Below are 14,435 nucleotides of genomic sequence, written 5' to 3'. Positions count from 1 at the left end.
ACACGAGAATGAGTACTGCCGCACCCATCCTGCTCACCCCCGGCCCGTTGACCACGTCGCCCCGCACCCGTCAGGCGATGATGGTTGACTGGGGTTCATGGGATGACCGCTTCAACCAGCTGACCGCCAGCCTCTGCGAACAACTGCTGGCGATCATCAACGGCGCCGCCAGCCACCACTGCGTGCCACTGCAAGGCAGCGGCACCTTCGCCGTCGAAGCGGCGATCGGCACCCTGGTGCCCCGTGACGGCAAGATCCTGGTGCTGATCAATGGCGCCTACGGCAAACGCCTGGCGAAGATCTGCGAAGTACTCGGGCGCTCGTTCAGCACCTTCGAAACCGCCGAAGACGAACCGACCACCGCCGCCGACGTCGACCGCCTCCTGCGCGCCGATACCGGCATCACCCACGTTGCCCTGATTCACTGCGAAACCAGCACCGGCATCCTCAACCCGCTGCCGGAAATCGCCCAGGTGGTCGAGCAGCACGGCAAGCGCCTGATCATCGATGCCATGAGCTCCTTCGGCGCGCTGCCGGTAGACGCTCAACAGGTGCCGTTCGATGCGCTGATCGCCGCTTCCGGCAAATGCCTGGAAGGCGTGCCGGGCATGGGTTTCGTGTTCGCTCGCAAAGAATCCCTGGCCAACGCCGCCGGCAACTCGCACTCCCTGGCGATGGACTTGTACGACCAGCACACCTACATGGCCAAGACCGGGCAATGGCGCTTCACCCCGCCGACCCACGTGGTTGCCGCGCTGCACGAAGCCCTGCTGCAATACAACGAAGAAGGCGGCCTGCCCGCCCGGCACCAGCGCTACGCCGCCAACTGCCAGGCCCTGATGAAAGAGATGGCCGGGCTGGGCCTGCGCAGCTTCCTGCCGGCCGCCATCCAGGCGCCGATCATCGCCACCTTCCATGCGCCGAAAGATCCGCGTTATCAGTTCAAGGAATTCTACGAACGAGTCAAGGCCAAGGGTTACATCCTCTACCCGGGCAAACTGACTCAGGTCGAGACGTTCCGTGTGGGCTGCATTGGTCATGTGCAACCTTCAGAAATGCGCGAAGCCGTCGCTGCTATCGGCGAAGTACTTCGCGAGATGGAAGTGCTCGAAATCTAAACCGCACCTCATTCCCCTGTGGGAGTGAGCCTGCTCGCGATAGCGGACTGTCAGCCAACACATGTGCTGAATGTCAGGGCCTCATCGCCAGCAGGCTGGCTCCCACAGTAAAAGCAGCCCCAATTAGCCAGTTGCCACAGGATCTGATCACCATGAACTACACCAACCCAACCAAGCTGCAAGCCGCCATCCTCGACTGGGCCGGCACCGTGGTCGACTTCGGCTCGTTCGCGCCGACGCAGATTTTCGTCGAGGCCTTCGCCGAGTTCGACGTCCAGGTCTCCATCGAAGAGGCCCGTGGCCCGATGGGCATGGGCAAGTGGGACCACATCCGCACCCTGTGCGACCAGCCGCAAGTCGCCGAGCGCTATCGCAATGTGTTCGGCCGTACGCCGACCGACGATGACGTCACCGCCATCTACCAGCGTTTCATGCCCCTGCAGATCGAGAAAATCGCCGAACACTCGGCGCTGATTCCCGGCGCCCTGGACACCATTGCCGGCTTGCGTGAACAGGGGATCAAGATCGGTTCCTGCTCCGGTTATCCGAAACAGGTCATGGACAAGGTCGTCGAACTGGCCGCCACCAACGGTTACGTGGCCGACCACGTGGTCGCCACCGACGAAGTGCCGAACGGCCGCCCATGGCCCGCCCAGGCATTGGCTAACGTGATCGCGCTGGGCATCGACGACGTCGCCGCGTGCGTGAAGATCGACGACACCGTGCCGGGCATCCTCGAAGGTCGTCGTGCCGGCATGTGGACCGTCGCGCTGATCTGCTCGGGCAACGCGCTGGGCCTGGACTATGAAGGCTACCGTGCCCTGGGCAGCGATGAACTGGCCAGCGAGCGCAAGCGCATCCACGCCCTGTTCGAAGGCTCGCGCCCGCACTACATGATCGACACCATCAGCGATTTGCCTGAAGTGATTGCCGATATCAACAAGCGCCTGGCCAAGGGCGAGATGCCGCAAACCAACTGACCAAACGCGTATCGCCCCCTGTAGGAGCTGCCGCAGGCTGCGATCTTTTGATCTTGTTTTCAAGATCAAAAGATCGCAGCCTGCGGCAGCTCCTACAGGGCATTCAGCGTCAGAGAGCCTTCAAGCAAACCCGGTGAAACAGGATTACAGTTAAAGCACACCGTCGATCAAGAACGGGTGGCTGCAAACCGGACCTGTGAGGAACACCGTATGCCGTGGAAAAACTCCGACTCGCGCTACAGCACCGTCTCGATCGCACTGCATTGGTTGATGCTGGTCCTGCTGGCGCTGGTTTACGCCTGTATCGAACTGCGCGGCCTGTTTCCCAAGGGCAGCGGTGGTCGAACACTGATCGTCGAATCGCACTTCATGCTCGGCCTGACCGTCTTCGTGCTGGTCTGGCTACGCCTGTTCGCCCGCAACCTTGGCCCGGCACCGCAGATCTTTCCGGCGTCACCCAAGTGGCAAACGCTGCTGGCCAGGTTGATGCACTGGGCGCTGTACCTCTTCATGATCGCCATGCCGATCCTGGGCTGGCTGGTCACCAGCGCCAAAGGTAACCAGGTGATGTTCTACGGCTTCGACCTGCCCATGCTGGTCGCGCAAAACAAGGACCTGGCCAAGCAGATCCAGGGCTGGCACGAACTCGGTGGCACCCTCGGTTACTGGCTGATCGGCCTGCACGCCGTCGCCGGGCTGTATCACCACTATGTGGTGGGCGACAACACCCTGCTGCGAATGATGCCCAAGCGGGTCAACAGCAATACCGGAAGCTGACGCATATCAAATGTGGGAGCGGGCTTGCTCGCGAAGGCAGTGTGTCAGTCAATCAATGATGCGACTGATGCACCGTCTTCGCGAGCAAGCCCGCTCCCACAATGGATTGCGGTGCTTTTCAGGTTTTGGAGCTGAAACCCCGGCGGCCTTGCAAACCACCGGTGTGGATAAAGATCAGCCGCGTGCCCGGGGCAAACTTCCCTGCCTCGACCTGCTGCTTTAGCGCCAGCAATGCCTTGCCGGTGTACAGCGGTTCCAGTGGAATGCCGCTGGCCTGTTCGGTCTGCTCGATGAATTCAAGCAATAGCGAATCGACCTTGGCAAAACCACCGCGGCTGGCGTCGAACAGTTCATAAGACGGATGATTCACCCCCGCCTGCGCCAGGATGCGCTCGACCTGCTGTGCCACCCCATGATCGTCGGGCACCGCCAGCGCGCCGTAGACCGGGTGCTCGCCCGCTTCGGCCATCACCAGGCCGGCCAGGGTCGTGCCGGTGCCGCAGGCCAGCCACCAGCCGTCGTAGTCGTTCCAGCCCAGGTCATTCAGTTGCCGGCAGGCCAATGCCTTGAGCGGCAGGCAGCCCTGTGCACCCGGCAACCCGCCGCCGCCTTCAGGCACCGCCAGTAAGTCGGGATACTGCGCCTGCCATGGCTCCCAGAAACCCGCCTCATGCCGCGCCCGATAGCCGGCAAAACCGAGCCAGTGCAGGTGCATGCCGAACGCCTGCAAATCGTTCACCGTCGGTGTTTGCTGAGGGTGCCCGCGCAACAGGCCGACCGTGGTAAAACCGAAGCGTTTGCCGGCAGCGGCCAGGGCATGCAGGTGATTGGAATGGGCGCCGCCGAGGCTGATGATGCCCTTGGCGCCTGCCTGGTCAGCGGCTTTGAGGTGTTCGGTGAGCTTGAACCATTTGTTGCCGCTGATCAGCGGGTCGATCTGGTCCAGGCGCAGGATGGCGAGTTCGATGTTGGCTGCGGTGAGCCAATCAAGGTGGAGGCGATCGAGTGGGGCTTGGGGTAGCCAGTCGGAAGGAACAAGCATCAGCGCTGGGCGACCTGAAAAACCCCATTCTACCAGCCGATAAAAAACCCTGTAGGAGCTGTCGAGTGAAACGAGGCTGCGATCTTTTGATTTTTACAAGCAAGATCAAAAGATCGCAGCCTTCGGCAGCTCCTACAGTTCAGCAGCCAGTCGCGAACCCTGGTTGATCGCCCGCTTGGCATCCAGTTCCGCCGCGACATCCGCGCCGCCGATCAGATGCACGTTCTGCCCCGCCGCCACCAGGCCTTCCTGCAACTCGCGCAGCGGGTCCTGCCCGGCGCAGATCACAATGTTGTCCACCGGCAGCACCTGCGACTCACCGGTTTCGCCGATGCGGATGTGCAGGCCTTCGTCGTCGATCTTCAGGTACTCGACGCTGTTGAGCATCTGCACCTGCTTGTTCTTCAGACCGGTGCGGTGAATCCAGCCGGTGGTCTTGCCCAGGCCGTCGCCGACCTTGGATTTCTTGCGCTGCAGCAGGAACACTTCGCGGGCCGGTGCATGGGGCGCCGCCTTGATGCCGGCGACACCGCCGCGGGCTTCCAGGTGAGTGTCGATGCCCCACTCCTTCCAGAATTCATCGCGGTTCAGGCTGGTGGCCTGGCCCTGGTGAACCAGGAATTCCGAGACGTCGAAGCCGATACCGCCAGCGCCGATCACCGCGACTCGCTTGCCCACCGGTTTGCGCTCGAGCAGCACGTCCAGGTAGCTCAGCACCTTGGCATTTTCCACCCCCGGAATCGCCGGCAAGCGCGGCGCAATACCGGTCGCCAGGATGATCTCGTCGTAGCCGCCCTCGACCAGTTTCGCCACATCGACGCGGGTGTTCAGGCACACCTCGACGTTAGTGGTCTGCAGCTTGCGACCGAAGTAACGCAGGGTCTCGAAGAACTCTTCCTTGCCCGGTACCCGCTTGGCCACGTTGAACTGACCGCCGATTTCGCTGGCCGAATCGAACAGCGTCACCGCATGGCCACGCTCGGCCGCCACGGTGGCGACGGACAACCCCGCAGGCCCGGCACCGACCACGGCGATTTTCTTGATCTGCTGCACCGGCACATAGTTGAGTTCGGTTTCGTGGCAGGCGCGCGGGTTGACCAGGCAACTGGTCAGCTTGCCGCCGAAGGTGTGGTCCAGGCACGCCTGGTTGCAGCCGATGCAGGTATTGATTTCATCGGCGCGGCCTTCGGCGGCCTTGTTGACGAAGTCCGGGTCGGCGAGGAACGGCCGCGCCATGGAGACCATGTCGGCATCGCCCTCGGCAAGGATCTGCTCGGCGACTTCCGGGGTGTTGATGCGGTTGGTGGTGATCAGCGGAATGTTCACCGAGCCGCGCAGTTTGGCCGTGACCTTGCTGAAGGCCGCGCGCGGCACCTTGGTGGCAATGGTCGGGATTCGCGCTTCGTGCCAGCCGATGCCGGTGTTGATGATCGTCGCACCAGCCTGCTCGATGGCCTTGGCCAACAGCACGATTTCGTCCCAGGTGCTGCCGCCCTCGACCAGGTCGAGCATCGACAGACGGAAAATGATGATGAAGTTCGGGCCAACCGCCTCACGCACGCGACGCACGATTTCCACCGGCAGGCGCATGCGGTTTTCGTAGCTGCCGCCCCAGCGGTCGGTGCGGTGGTTGGTGTGGGCGGCGAGGAACTGGTTAATGAAATAACCTTCGGAACCCATGATCTCGACGCCGTCGTACTCGGCCTGCTGGGCCAGGGTCGAGCAGGTGACGAAATCGCTGATCTGCTTCTCGATGCCTTCCTCGTCCAGCTCCTTGGGCTTGAACGGGTTGATCGGCGCCTGGATCGCGCTCGGCGCAACCTGTTTCGGGCTGTAGGCATAACGACCGGCGTGGAGGATCTGCATGCAGATCTTGCCGCCCGCCTCGTGCACCGCGCGGGTGACGATGCGGTGCTTGAGCGCTTCTTCTTCGGTGGTCAGCTTGGCCGCGCCGGAATACACGCCGCCCTCGTCGTTCGGGCCGATACCGCCGGTGACCATCAGGCCGACACCGCCACGGGCACGCTCGGCGAAGTACGCCGCCATGCGCTCGAAACCGCCGGGCTTTTCCTCAAGGCCGGTGTGCATCGAACCCATCAGGGTGCGGTTGCGCAACGTGGTGAATCCCAGGTCCAGCGGGGCCAACAGGTGCGGGTAATGGGCGGCGGTCATCGGTAACTCCACAGCGAGCGATCACGGAAAAAGCGGAAGCTCTACGGCCCCCGTCAGTCATGTTCGACAGACTAAGAGCCGCGCAGCTGCGGCTCAATGACCGAAACTGACAACTTAATGATCGAAATGTGCAGCGACGCTCAAGCCGGTGCTCCCAGCAACTGGCTCAGCACGGCGCGCAACTTGCCGGGTTTCACCGGTTTGTTCAGCAGCGGCGCTTCGAGCCGTTGCAACGAGCGCCGGCACTGGTCCGTACGGTCCGCTGTGATGATCACCGCAGGAATGGCCTGGCGGTAATGCTCGCGCAAATGCCTGACCACATCACAGCCCACCACGCCGTGGTCCAGGTGATAATCGGCCAGGATCAGTTCCGGCGCCTGACCGGCCAGGGCCGCCAGCGCCGAGTGTTCATCGGTGGCGGTGACCACGTCGCAGCCCCACTGCCCGAGCAACGCACTCATGCTTTCGAGGATGCTCACTTCATTGTCCAGCACCAGCAATCGCCGGCCCGGCAGCGGATTACCCGTGCCCGGTTGCGGTGCCGCGAGGCTGATGGGCAAAGGCACCTCGCGGGATATCGGTACCTCGATGCTGAACATCGATCCGCGGCCCGGAAGCGAGTGCACCTGGATGCGGTAGTCGAGGATTTTCGCGATGCGCTCGACGATCGCCAGCCCCAGCCCCACGCCCTTGCGGTCGGCGGCGCGGCCCACGTCCAGCTGATTGAATTCGAGGAAGATGGAGTCCAGGCGATCGGCGGGAATGCCGCGTCCGGTGTCCCACACTTCCAGGCGCAGCTTGTCGCCCCGGCAACGGGCCCCCAGCAGGATGCTGCCTTCGTCGGTGTAGCGACAGGCGTTACTGAGGAAGTTGCGCAGGATCCGGGTCATCAGGCGCAAGTCGGTGCGAATGGCGTAATCGCCCATGTGCACGCGCAACCGCAAGCCGGCGGCCTGGGCCACGGACTGGAACTCCGAGACCAGCGGCCCGAGCAATTCGTCGAGGCGGTACAGCGCGACATCCGGCTTGACCGCCGCTTGATCGAGGCGGGAGATGTCCAGCAAGTCGGTGAGCAGGTCCTCGGCGCCTTCCAGCGCCTGATGGGTACGTTCAACCAGCACCTGCTCGACCTCGGGCAGCTTGCGCTCACGCAAGGTCGAGATCAGCAACCGCGCGGCGTTGAGCGGTTGCAACAGGTCATGACTCGCCGCAGCGAGGTATTTGTCCTTGCTGCGGTTGGCGGCCTGCGCGGCGTCCCGTGCATCGCGCAGGGCTTCGGCGATCTGTTTACGCTGGGTGATCTGTTGTTGCAGGTTGCGGTTGGCTTCCAGCAGTTCGTCGGTGCGCGCGGTCACGCGCTGTTCCAGTTGGTCGTTGAGTTGCTGCAGGCGTTCCTGGGCAAGCTTGCGTTCGGTGATGTCGGCGACGAAACCTTCCACCAGCCCTTCCTGGTCGGGCTTGAGCAGCAGGTTCATCAGCACGTCGAGATGGCTGCCGTCCTTGCGCCGCAACTGGGTTTCATAGCCGTGCAGGCTGCCCTGGTGGGTGAGGATTTCGCCGATGTCTTCCAGCTCCTGGGCACCGCCGACAAACAGGTTGCTCGCCAGGTCCGCCAGGGAGAACAGCACCTCCTGCGGGTCCTGATAACCAAGCATGCGCGCCAGGGCCGGGTTGGCGGCGCGCATGCCGTCGTGCAGGCTGGCCTGGAAAATCCCGTGGACCGCGTTTTCGAACAACCATTTGTAGCGGTTGCGCTCGGCTTCCAGTTCGTCGAGGCGCGCGGCCAGTTCCGGGTAATGGCTCTTGCGCGCCGAATGACTGCCTAATCCGAGTAATCCGGCCAGCGCCCGTTGTTGCTCGTCAGAGGGCTTCGCCATAGACGACCTCGACATCACGCTGACTGGATTCGCGCGGGTTGGTGAGGATGCACGGGTCATCCATGGCGTGTTGCGACAGGAATGGAATGTCCGAGGTCCTGACCCCATGCAGCCCGAGGGTTTCGTGGAAACCGATGGCATGCTTGAGCGCGATCAGGTGCTCGACCAGGCGCCCGCAGATCTGCCGGTGATTGAGGCCGCGGCAGTCGATGCCGAACGTCTCGGCGATGACCTTGAAGCGGTCCGGTGCCGAGTCATAGTTGAACGCCACGACGTGCTCCACCAGCACCGCGTTGCACAGGCCATGGGGCAGGTCGAGAAAGCCGCCGAGGCTGTGGGACATGGCATGCACCGCGCCAAGGATCGCGTTGGAGAACGCCAGCCCGGCCTGCATGCTGCCGAGCATGATTTTCTCGCGCAGGGCGATGTCCGTCGGGTTGGCGATCATCTGCACCAGGTTGCCGTTGATCAGGCGCATGGCTTCCAGCGCATGGGGATCGGTCAGCGGCCCGTGCCCGGTCGACACGAAGGCTTCGATGGCATGCACCAGCGCGTCGATGCCGGTACAGGCCGACAGGAACGGGTCCATGCTCAGGGTGGTTTCCGGGTCGATCAGCGACACGTCCGGCACCACCGCCTTGCTGACGATGGAGAACTTCATGCGTTCCTGCTGATTGGAAATGATCACGAACTGCGAGACGTCGGCCGAGGTGCCGGCGGTGGTCGGAATCAGGATCAGCGGCGGGCTGGGCACGCGGATGGTGTCCACGCCTTCGAACTCGAGGATGCTGCGGCCATGGGCGACGACAATGCCGATGCCTTTACCGCAATCCATCGGGCTGCCGCCGCCGACGGCAACGATCACATCGCAGTGGTTTTCCCGATACAGCTCGGCACCGAGCATCACCTCTTCCACTCGCGGGTTGGGCGAGACGCCGCTGTACAGGCAGTATTCGATGCCCAGGGCTTGCAGGCTGGCTTCGACATCCGCCACCCATCCGGCGGCAATCACCCCCGGGTCGCTGACCACCAGCACCTTGCGCGCGCCAAAGGTCTTGGCATAGTTGCCGACGTTGTGCCGGCAACCGGCACCGAAGATGATTTCAGGCGAAACGAATTTACGCAGCTGACTGAGACTCTGGCTCATTGGAAAGCCTGTTTTTATTGTTTTGGAAGGTAAGGTCCACACTAAAGCATCCGGCTGCGAATGCAATCAGACCAATGGCTGGGTTCACTGCAGGTCCCCTGTAGGAGCGAGCTTGCTCGCGATGGTCGTCAACGATAACGCTGGGAGCCTGACACTCAGCGGCGCTCTCGGGTTCTTCGCGAGCAAGCTCGCTCCTACAGGGGGGGGTGTTGCCAGGGTCATCCGCGGTAGATCAGCTGCGAAGCCTTCGCGTTGCGCAACGTCAGGTGCTCCATGCCCTGCCCCGGCGCCTCTGCTTCTTCGCGGGCCTTGAGGATCACCCCGTGATGGGGCGACTTGCTGCACACAGGGTCGGCATTGGCCGCGTCGCCGGTGAGCATGAACGCCTGGCAGCGGCAGCCCCCCAGGTCCTTGTGTTTTTCATCGCAGGAACGACACGGCTCCTTCATCCAGTCATCGCCACGAAAACGGTTGAAACCCAACGATTGGTTCCAGATGTGCTCGATGCTGTGCTCGCGCACGTTGGGAAACTGCACCGGCAATTGCCGGGCGCTGTGGCAAGGCAGCGCCGTGCCGTCCGGGGTGATGTCGAGAAACAGGTTGGCCCAGCCGTTCATGCAGGTCTTGGGACGTTCTTCGTAGTAATCGGGGGTGACGAAAATCAGCTTGCAGGGATGCCCCTGGGCCTCAAGACGCTCGCGATATTCATTGGTGATGCGCTCGGCCCGTTGCAGTTGCTCCCGGGTCGGCAGCAGGCCGACGCGGTTGAGCTCGGCCCAGCCATAGAACTGGCAGGTGGCCAATTCGACGAAATCCGCTTCCAGCTCCAGGCACAGATCAATGATCCTGGCGATGTCATCGATGTTGTGCCGATGGGTGACGAAGTTCAGCACCATCGGATAACCCTGGGCTTTCACCGCCCGGGCCATCGCCAGCTTCTGCGCAAAGGCCTTGCGCGAGCCGGCGAGCATGTTGTTCACCGCTTCGTCGGCGGCCTGGAAACTGATCTGGATGTGATCGAGCCCGGCGACCTTGAAGTCACGCACCTTCTGCTCGGTCAGGCCGATGCCCGAGGTGATCAGGTTGGTGTAGTAACCCATGTCCCGCGCGGCCTTGATCAACTCGGCCAGGTCGGGCCGCACCAACGGTTCGCCACCGGAAAAGCCCAATTGCGCGGCGCCCATTTCGCGCGCCTCACGGAACACGCGAATCCATTCCTCGGTGTCCAGTTCCTCGCCGTGGCGGGCGAAATCCAGGGGATTGGAGCAATACGGACACTGCAACGGACAGCGATAGGTCAGCTCCGCCAGCAGCCACAACGGCGGCCCCGGCAGCGCGTCACTCGATCCAGAATTGCGCATGGGCCACCTCCAGGAAAGCCAGCACGTCCTCGTCGATGCCCGGCACCTCAGGAAAACTCGCGGTCAGCCGGTCGATGATCGCCGCGACGCTGCGCTGGCCGTCCAGCAGCTCGAGAATCTGCCCCGCACTGGCGTTGAGCTTGATCATGCCTTCGGGGTAGAGCAACACGTGGCAGTCCTGGCGCGGTTCCCACTGCAAGCGAAAACCCGGGCGCAGCGTCGGTGAATGCGCGCGTTTGACCAGGCTCACAGCGCGATCCCCCGATGCCAGACGCGCTCGGTTGTCACCGTGTGATACGGCGGGCGCTCCAGCTCATAGGCCATGCTCATGGCGTCGAGCATGCTCCACAGCACGTCGAGCTTGAATTGCAGGATCTGCAGCATGCGTTGCTGGGCCTCGAGGGTGACGTAGTGGGCCAGGGTGATGCGCAAGCCGTGTTCGACATCCCGTCGGGCCTGGCTCAGGCGCGTGCGGAAGTAGTCGTAGCCGGCGGGGTCGATCCACGGGTAATGGGTCGGCCAGGCATCGAGTCGCGACTGATGGATCTGCGGCGCGAACAGCTCGGTCAACGAGCTGCTGGCCGCTTCCTGCCAGCAGGCACGCCGGGCGAAATTGACGTAGGCATCCACGGCAAAACGTACGCCGGGGAGCACCAGTTCCTGGGAGAGGATCTGCTCGCGGTCGAGTCCCACCGCCTCGCCCAGGCGCAGCCAGGCTTCGATACCGCCCTCGCTGCCAGGCGTACCGTCATGATCGATGATCCGTTGCAGCCATTCCCGGCGCACTTCGCGGTCCGGGCAGTTGGCCAGGATCGCCGCGTCCTTGAGCGGGATGTTGAGCTGGTAGTAGAAGCGATTGGCGACCCAGCCCTGGATCTGTGCGCGGCTGGCGCGGCCGGCGTACATGGCTTGGTGGAAGGGGTGATGGATGTGGTAGCAGGCGCCCTTGGCGCGCAGGGCGGCTTCGAATTCGCTGGGGGGCATGGGGGTGTCGGTCATTGCCGGTCTCCGGATTTGGCGGTGTCTGAACTGACGCCTTCGCGAGCAAGCCCGCTCCCACAGGGGGAATGCGTTTCATTGTGGGAGCGGGCTTGCTCGCGAAGGGGCCATTAGCTACAACACAATGCTCATGCCGTCATAAGCCACTTCAATCCCCCGCCGCTCCAGCAGGGCCCGCTCGGCCGAGTCTTCATCGAGGATCGGATTGGTGTTGTTGATGTGGATCAGCACCTTGCGCTGGCCGGGGAAACCCTCCAGCACTTCCAGCATACCGCCGGGCCCACTTTGCGCCAGGTGGCCCATTTCGCTGCCCAGGTTCTGCCCGACTTCGCAAATACGCATCTCGTCGTCGCGCCACAGGGTGCCGTCGAGCAACAGGCAATCGGCGCGCTGCATCCAGGCCAGCACCTCATCGTCGATCTGTCCAAGGCCCGGCGCGTAGAACAGCGAGGCGCCGCTAAGCGGGTCTTCGATGAACAAACCGATGGTGTCGCCCGGTTGCGGGTTGCCGCGATTGGGTGAATACGGCGGCGCGTTACTGACCAATGGAATCGCGCGAAACTGCAACTGCGGGCAGGCCGCGATCTGGAAGGGCTCGCGGTCCAGTCCGACCGGTTGCCACTGCAAGCCGCCGTTCCAGTGACCGAGCATGGTGAACAACGGGAAGCCGCTGCTGAGGTCCTGATGAACCCGCTCGGTGCACCACACGTCATGCGGGCAGCCTTCGCGCAGGCTCAGCAGCCCGGTGCAGTGATCGATCTGGCTGTCCAGCAGCACCACACCGGCGATGGCGCTGTCGCGCAAACGTCGCGCCGGCTGCAGCGGCGCAAAACTGTCGAGTTGTGCGCGGATGTCCGGTGAAGCATTGCACAGCACCCAGTCCACACCGTTGTCGCTCAGGGCGATCGACGACTGCGTGCGACGCTGGGCCCGCACACTGCCATTGCGCACACCGGCGCACTGGCGGCAGTTGCAGTTCCACTGCGGGAAACCACCGCCGGCGGCGGAACCGAGAACGCGGATGTGCATGGGCAATGCTCCAGAAGGCAGGCCCGGCCAACGCCACGGCTGGCCGGGTGATCAATCAACGGTTGGCGAAATACATCGTCACTTCGAAGCCAATGCGCAGATCGGTAAACGCGGGTTTAGTCCACATGGGTCATTCCTCTTCTTGTGCCGGGCGATTCCGGTAGAGCCATTAATGCACGGTGGGCCAGGGGGTCGAATGCTACTTTCGAAGGAGGTTTGGGGGTGATTTGGTAGGGGGGGGGTGACACAAATTTCCAATACCCCACATACCCATGTGGGAGCGGGCTTGCTCGCGAAGGCGGCGTCACATTCAACAAGATGGTTGACTGACACTCCGCTTTCGCGAGCAAGCCCGCTCCCACATTTTGTTTCGCGGTGAATTCAAGGGATCAGAAGAACCCCAACGGATTGATGTCGTAGCTCACCAGCAGGTTCTTGGTCTGCTGGTAATGGTCGAGCATCATCTTGTGGTTCTCCCGGCCGACGCCGGACTTCTTGTACCCGCCGAACGCCGCATGCGCCGGGTACAGGTGGTAGCAGTTGGTCCACACGCGCCCGGCCTTGATCGCCCGGCCCATGCGGTAGGCGCGGTTGATGTCGCGGGTCCACAGGCCGGCACCGAGGCCGAACTCGCTGTCGTTGGCGATGGCCAGTGCCTCGGCTTCGTCCTTGAACGTGGTGACGCCCACCACCGGCCCGAAGATTTCCTCCTGGAACACGCGCATCTTGTTGTGGCCCTTGAGCAGCGTCGGCTGGATGTAATAGCCGCTGGACAGGTCGCCCTCCAGACGCTCGGCCGCGCCGCCGGTGAGCAGTTCGGCGCCCTCCTCCTGGGCGATGGCCAGGTACGAGAGGATCTTGTCGTATTGCTGTTCGGAAGCCTGGGCGCCAACCATGGTCTCGGTGTCCAGCGGGTTGCCGCGCTTGATCTTGACGATCTTCTTCATGACTTCGGCCATGAAGGGTTCGTAGATCGACTCCTGCACCAGGGCCCGGGACGGACAGGTGCACACTTCGCCCTGGTTGAAGAACGCCAGCACCAGGCCTTCGGCGGCTTTTTCGATGAACGCAGGTTCCGCGTTCATGATGTCTTCGAAGAAGATGTTCGGCGACTTGCCGCCCAGCTCAACGGTGCTCGGAATGATGTTCTCGGCGGCGCAATGCATGATGTGCGCGCCCACAGGGGTCGAGCCGGTGAAGGCGATCTTGGCGATGCGCTTGCTGGTGGCGAGGGCCTCCCCGGCTTCGCGACCGAAACCCTGGACGATGTTCAGCACGCCGGCCGGCAGCAGGTCGGCGATCAGTTCGGCGAAGACCATGATCGACAGCGGCGTTTGTTCTGCGGGCTTGAGCACGATGCAGTTGCCTGCAGCCAATGCTGGCGCGAGTTTCCAGGCAGCCATCAGCAGCGGGAAGTTCCACGGAATGATCTGCCCCACCACGCCCAGGGGTTCGTGGAAGTGATAGGCGGTGGTCAGTTCGTTGATCTCGGCGGCGCCGCCTTCCTGGGCGCGGATGCAGCCGGCGAAGTAACGGAAATGGTCGGCGGCCAGGGGCACGTCGGCGTTGAGGGTTTCGCGCACGGCCTTGCCGTTGTCCCAGGTTTCGGTGACGGCGAGGATTTCCAGGTTCTGCTCGATGCGGTCGGCGATTTTCAACAGCACCAGGGAGCGGTCCTGGGCCGAGGTCTTGCCCCAGGCATCGGCGGCGGCATGGGCGGCGTCCAGGGCCTTGTCGATGTCGGCGGCGCTTGAGCGCGGGAATTCGGCGATCACTTCGCCGTTGACCGGCGAGGTGTTGGTGAAGTACTCGCCATTGACCGGCGCGACGAATTCGCCACCGATGAAGTTGCCGTAGCGTGGCTTGAACGTCACGACGGCGCCAGGTGTTCCGGGTTGGGCGTAGATCATGGTGGGCCTCTGTCTGGGTCGAT

At 63.1% G+C, this 14,435-nt stretch carries 13 protein-coding genes; 3 read left to right on the top strand and 10 right to left on the bottom strand.

Going from position 1 to position 14,435, the window contains the following annotated elements:
- The first annotated feature begins 8 nt into the window (after positions 1 to 8).
- The 3 genes from SOP95_RS26615 (at position 9) to SOP95_RS26605 (ending at position 2,875) form a co-directional block, all read left to right on the top strand.
- The gene (locus SOP95_RS26615) at positions 9 to 1,118 is read left to right on the top strand and encodes a 2-aminoethylphosphonate--pyruvate transaminase (protein WP_323608859.1); all 1,110 of its coding nucleotides are present in this window, start codon (positions 9 to 11) and stop codon (positions 1,116 to 1,118) included.
- A 152-nt stretch (positions 1,119 to 1,270) separates the two neighbouring features.
- Positions 1,271 to 2,098, top strand: a complete 828-nt coding sequence (phnX, locus tag SOP95_RS26610) for a phosphonoacetaldehyde hydrolase (protein WP_274074732.1) — start codon at positions 1,271 to 1,273, stop codon at positions 2,096 to 2,098.
- A 210-nt stretch (positions 2,099 to 2,308) separates the two neighbouring features.
- Complete coding sequence (locus SOP95_RS26605) at positions 2,309 to 2,875, top strand: cytochrome b (protein ID WP_323608857.1); 567 nt, start codon at positions 2,309 to 2,311, stop codon at positions 2,873 to 2,875.
- A gap of 118 nt (positions 2,876 to 2,993) precedes the next feature.
- Here the strand turns inward: SOP95_RS26605 and SOP95_RS26600 are convergent, their stop codons facing one another.
- The 10 genes from SOP95_RS26600 to exaC all read right to left on the bottom strand — a co-directional run bounded on the left by SOP95_RS26600 (position 2,994) and on the right by exaC (position 14,412).
- Positions 2,994 to 3,917 carry a 1-aminocyclopropane-1-carboxylate deaminase/D-cysteine desulfhydrase gene (locus SOP95_RS26600; RefSeq protein ID WP_442967773.1) on the bottom strand — a complete coding sequence of 308 codons (924 nt, stop codon included), beginning with the start codon at positions 3,915 to 3,917 and terminating at the stop codon, positions 2,994 to 2,996.
- Between the two features lie 132 nt (positions 3,918 to 4,049).
- Positions 4,050 to 6,089, bottom strand: coding sequence for an NADPH-dependent 2,4-dienoyl-CoA reductase (locus SOP95_RS26595; protein ID WP_274074730.1), 2,040 nt, complete (start codon positions 6,087 to 6,089; stop codon positions 4,050 to 4,052).
- Positions 6,090 to 6,229: 140 nt separating this feature from the next.
- Entirely contained in the window at positions 6,230 to 7,966 is a 1,737-nt protein-coding gene (locus tag SOP95_RS26590; protein ID WP_274074729.1) for a PAS domain-containing hybrid sensor histidine kinase/response regulator, read from the bottom strand.
- Positions 7,950 to 9,113 carry an alcohol dehydrogenase-like regulatory protein ErcA gene (gene ercA, locus SOP95_RS26585; RefSeq protein ID WP_274074728.1) on the bottom strand — a complete coding sequence of 388 codons (1,164 nt, stop codon included), beginning with the start codon at positions 9,111 to 9,113 and terminating at the stop codon, positions 7,950 to 7,952. The genes SOP95_RS26590 and ercA overlap by 17 nt, the downstream gene beginning before the upstream one ends.
- A gap of 218 nt (positions 9,114 to 9,331) precedes the next feature.
- Positions 9,332 to 10,474: a pyrroloquinoline quinone biosynthesis protein PqqE gene (gene pqqE, locus SOP95_RS26575; protein WP_274074727.1), complete on the bottom strand. Its 1,143-nt coding sequence runs from the start codon at positions 10,472 to 10,474 to the stop codon at positions 9,332 to 9,334.
- Positions 10,452 to 10,724 (bottom strand): pyrroloquinoline quinone biosynthesis peptide chaperone PqqD, encoded by a 273-nt coding sequence (pqqD, locus tag SOP95_RS26570; protein ID WP_274074726.1) that lies wholly within the window; start codon positions 10,722 to 10,724, stop codon positions 10,452 to 10,454. The genes pqqE and pqqD overlap by 23 nt, the downstream gene beginning before the upstream one ends.
- Positions 10,721 to 11,473, bottom strand: a complete 753-nt coding sequence (gene pqqC / locus SOP95_RS26565; protein ID WP_323608855.1) for a pyrroloquinoline-quinone synthase PqqC — start codon at positions 11,471 to 11,473, stop codon at positions 10,721 to 10,723. The genes pqqD and pqqC overlap by 4 nt, the downstream gene beginning before the upstream one ends.
- A gap of 114 nt (positions 11,474 to 11,587) precedes the next feature.
- Complete coding sequence (gene pqqB, locus SOP95_RS26560; protein WP_323608853.1) at positions 11,588 to 12,502, bottom strand: pyrroloquinoline quinone biosynthesis protein PqqB; 915 nt, start codon at positions 12,500 to 12,502, stop codon at positions 11,588 to 11,590.
- 55 nt (positions 12,503 to 12,557) lie between these two features.
- Positions 12,558 to 12,629, bottom strand: coding sequence for a pyrroloquinoline quinone precursor peptide PqqA (gene pqqA, locus SOP95_RS26555; RefSeq protein ID WP_003253598.1), 72 nt, complete (start codon positions 12,627 to 12,629; stop codon positions 12,558 to 12,560).
- 262 nt (positions 12,630 to 12,891) lie between these two features.
- On the bottom strand, positions 12,892 to 14,412 hold the full coding sequence (gene exaC, locus SOP95_RS26550) for an acetaldehyde dehydrogenase ExaC (protein ID WP_274074723.1): 1,521 nt from the start codon (positions 14,410 to 14,412) through the stop codon (positions 12,892 to 12,894).
- Positions 14,413 to 14,435 lie beyond the last annotated feature (23 nt).

This window comes from Pseudomonas sp. YuFO8, from assembly GCF_035065025.1.
In the GTDB taxonomy this organism is placed as follows: Bacteria; Pseudomonadota; Gammaproteobacteria; order Pseudomonadales; family Pseudomonadaceae; genus Aquipseudomonas; species Aquipseudomonas putida_AE.
Note: the sequence above shows the minus strand (reverse complement) of the source record. Positions and strands in the feature narration are given on the sequence as shown.

Bases quoted from the DNA above. Each gene is read 5' to 3' on its own strand.
- phnX (WP_274074732.1), top strand. From the start codon at position 1,271: ATGAACTACACCAACCCAACCAAGCTGCAAGCCGCCATCCTCGACTGG.
- ercA (WP_274074728.1), bottom strand. From the start codon at position 9,113: ATGAGCCAGAGTCTCAGTCAGCTGCGTAAATTCGTTTCGCCTGAAATC.
- SOP95_RS26615 (WP_323608859.1), top strand. From the start codon at position 9: ATGAGTACTGCCGCACCCATCCTGCTCACCCCCGGCCCGTTGACCACG.
- exaC (WP_274074723.1), bottom strand. From the start codon at position 14,412: ATGATCTACGCCCAACCCGGAACACCTGGCGCCGTCGTGACGTTCAAG.
- pqqE (WP_274074727.1), bottom strand. From the start codon at position 10,474: ATGCGCAATTCTGGATCGAGTGACGCGCTGCCGGGGCCGCCGTTGTGG.
- SOP95_RS26590 (WP_274074729.1), bottom strand. From the start codon at position 7,966: ATGGCGAAGCCCTCTGACGAGCAACAACGGGCGCTGGCCGGATTACTC.
- SOP95_RS26605 (WP_323608857.1), top strand. From the start codon at position 2,309: ATGCCGTGGAAAAACTCCGACTCGCGCTACAGCACCGTCTCGATCGCA.
- pqqC (WP_323608855.1), bottom strand. From the start codon at position 11,473: ATGACCGACACCCCCATGCCCCCCAGCGAATTCGAAGCCGCCCTGCGC.
- SOP95_RS26600 (WP_442967773.1), bottom strand. From the start codon at position 3,917: ATGCTTGTTCCTTCCGACTGGCTACCCCAAGCCCCACTCGATCGCCTC.
- pqqB (WP_323608853.1), bottom strand. From the start codon at position 12,502: ATGCACATCCGCGTTCTCGGTTCCGCCGCCGGCGGTGGTTTCCCGCAG.
- SOP95_RS26595 (WP_274074730.1), bottom strand. From the start codon at position 6,089: ATGACCGCCGCCCATTACCCGCACCTGTTGGCCCCGCTGGACCTGGGA.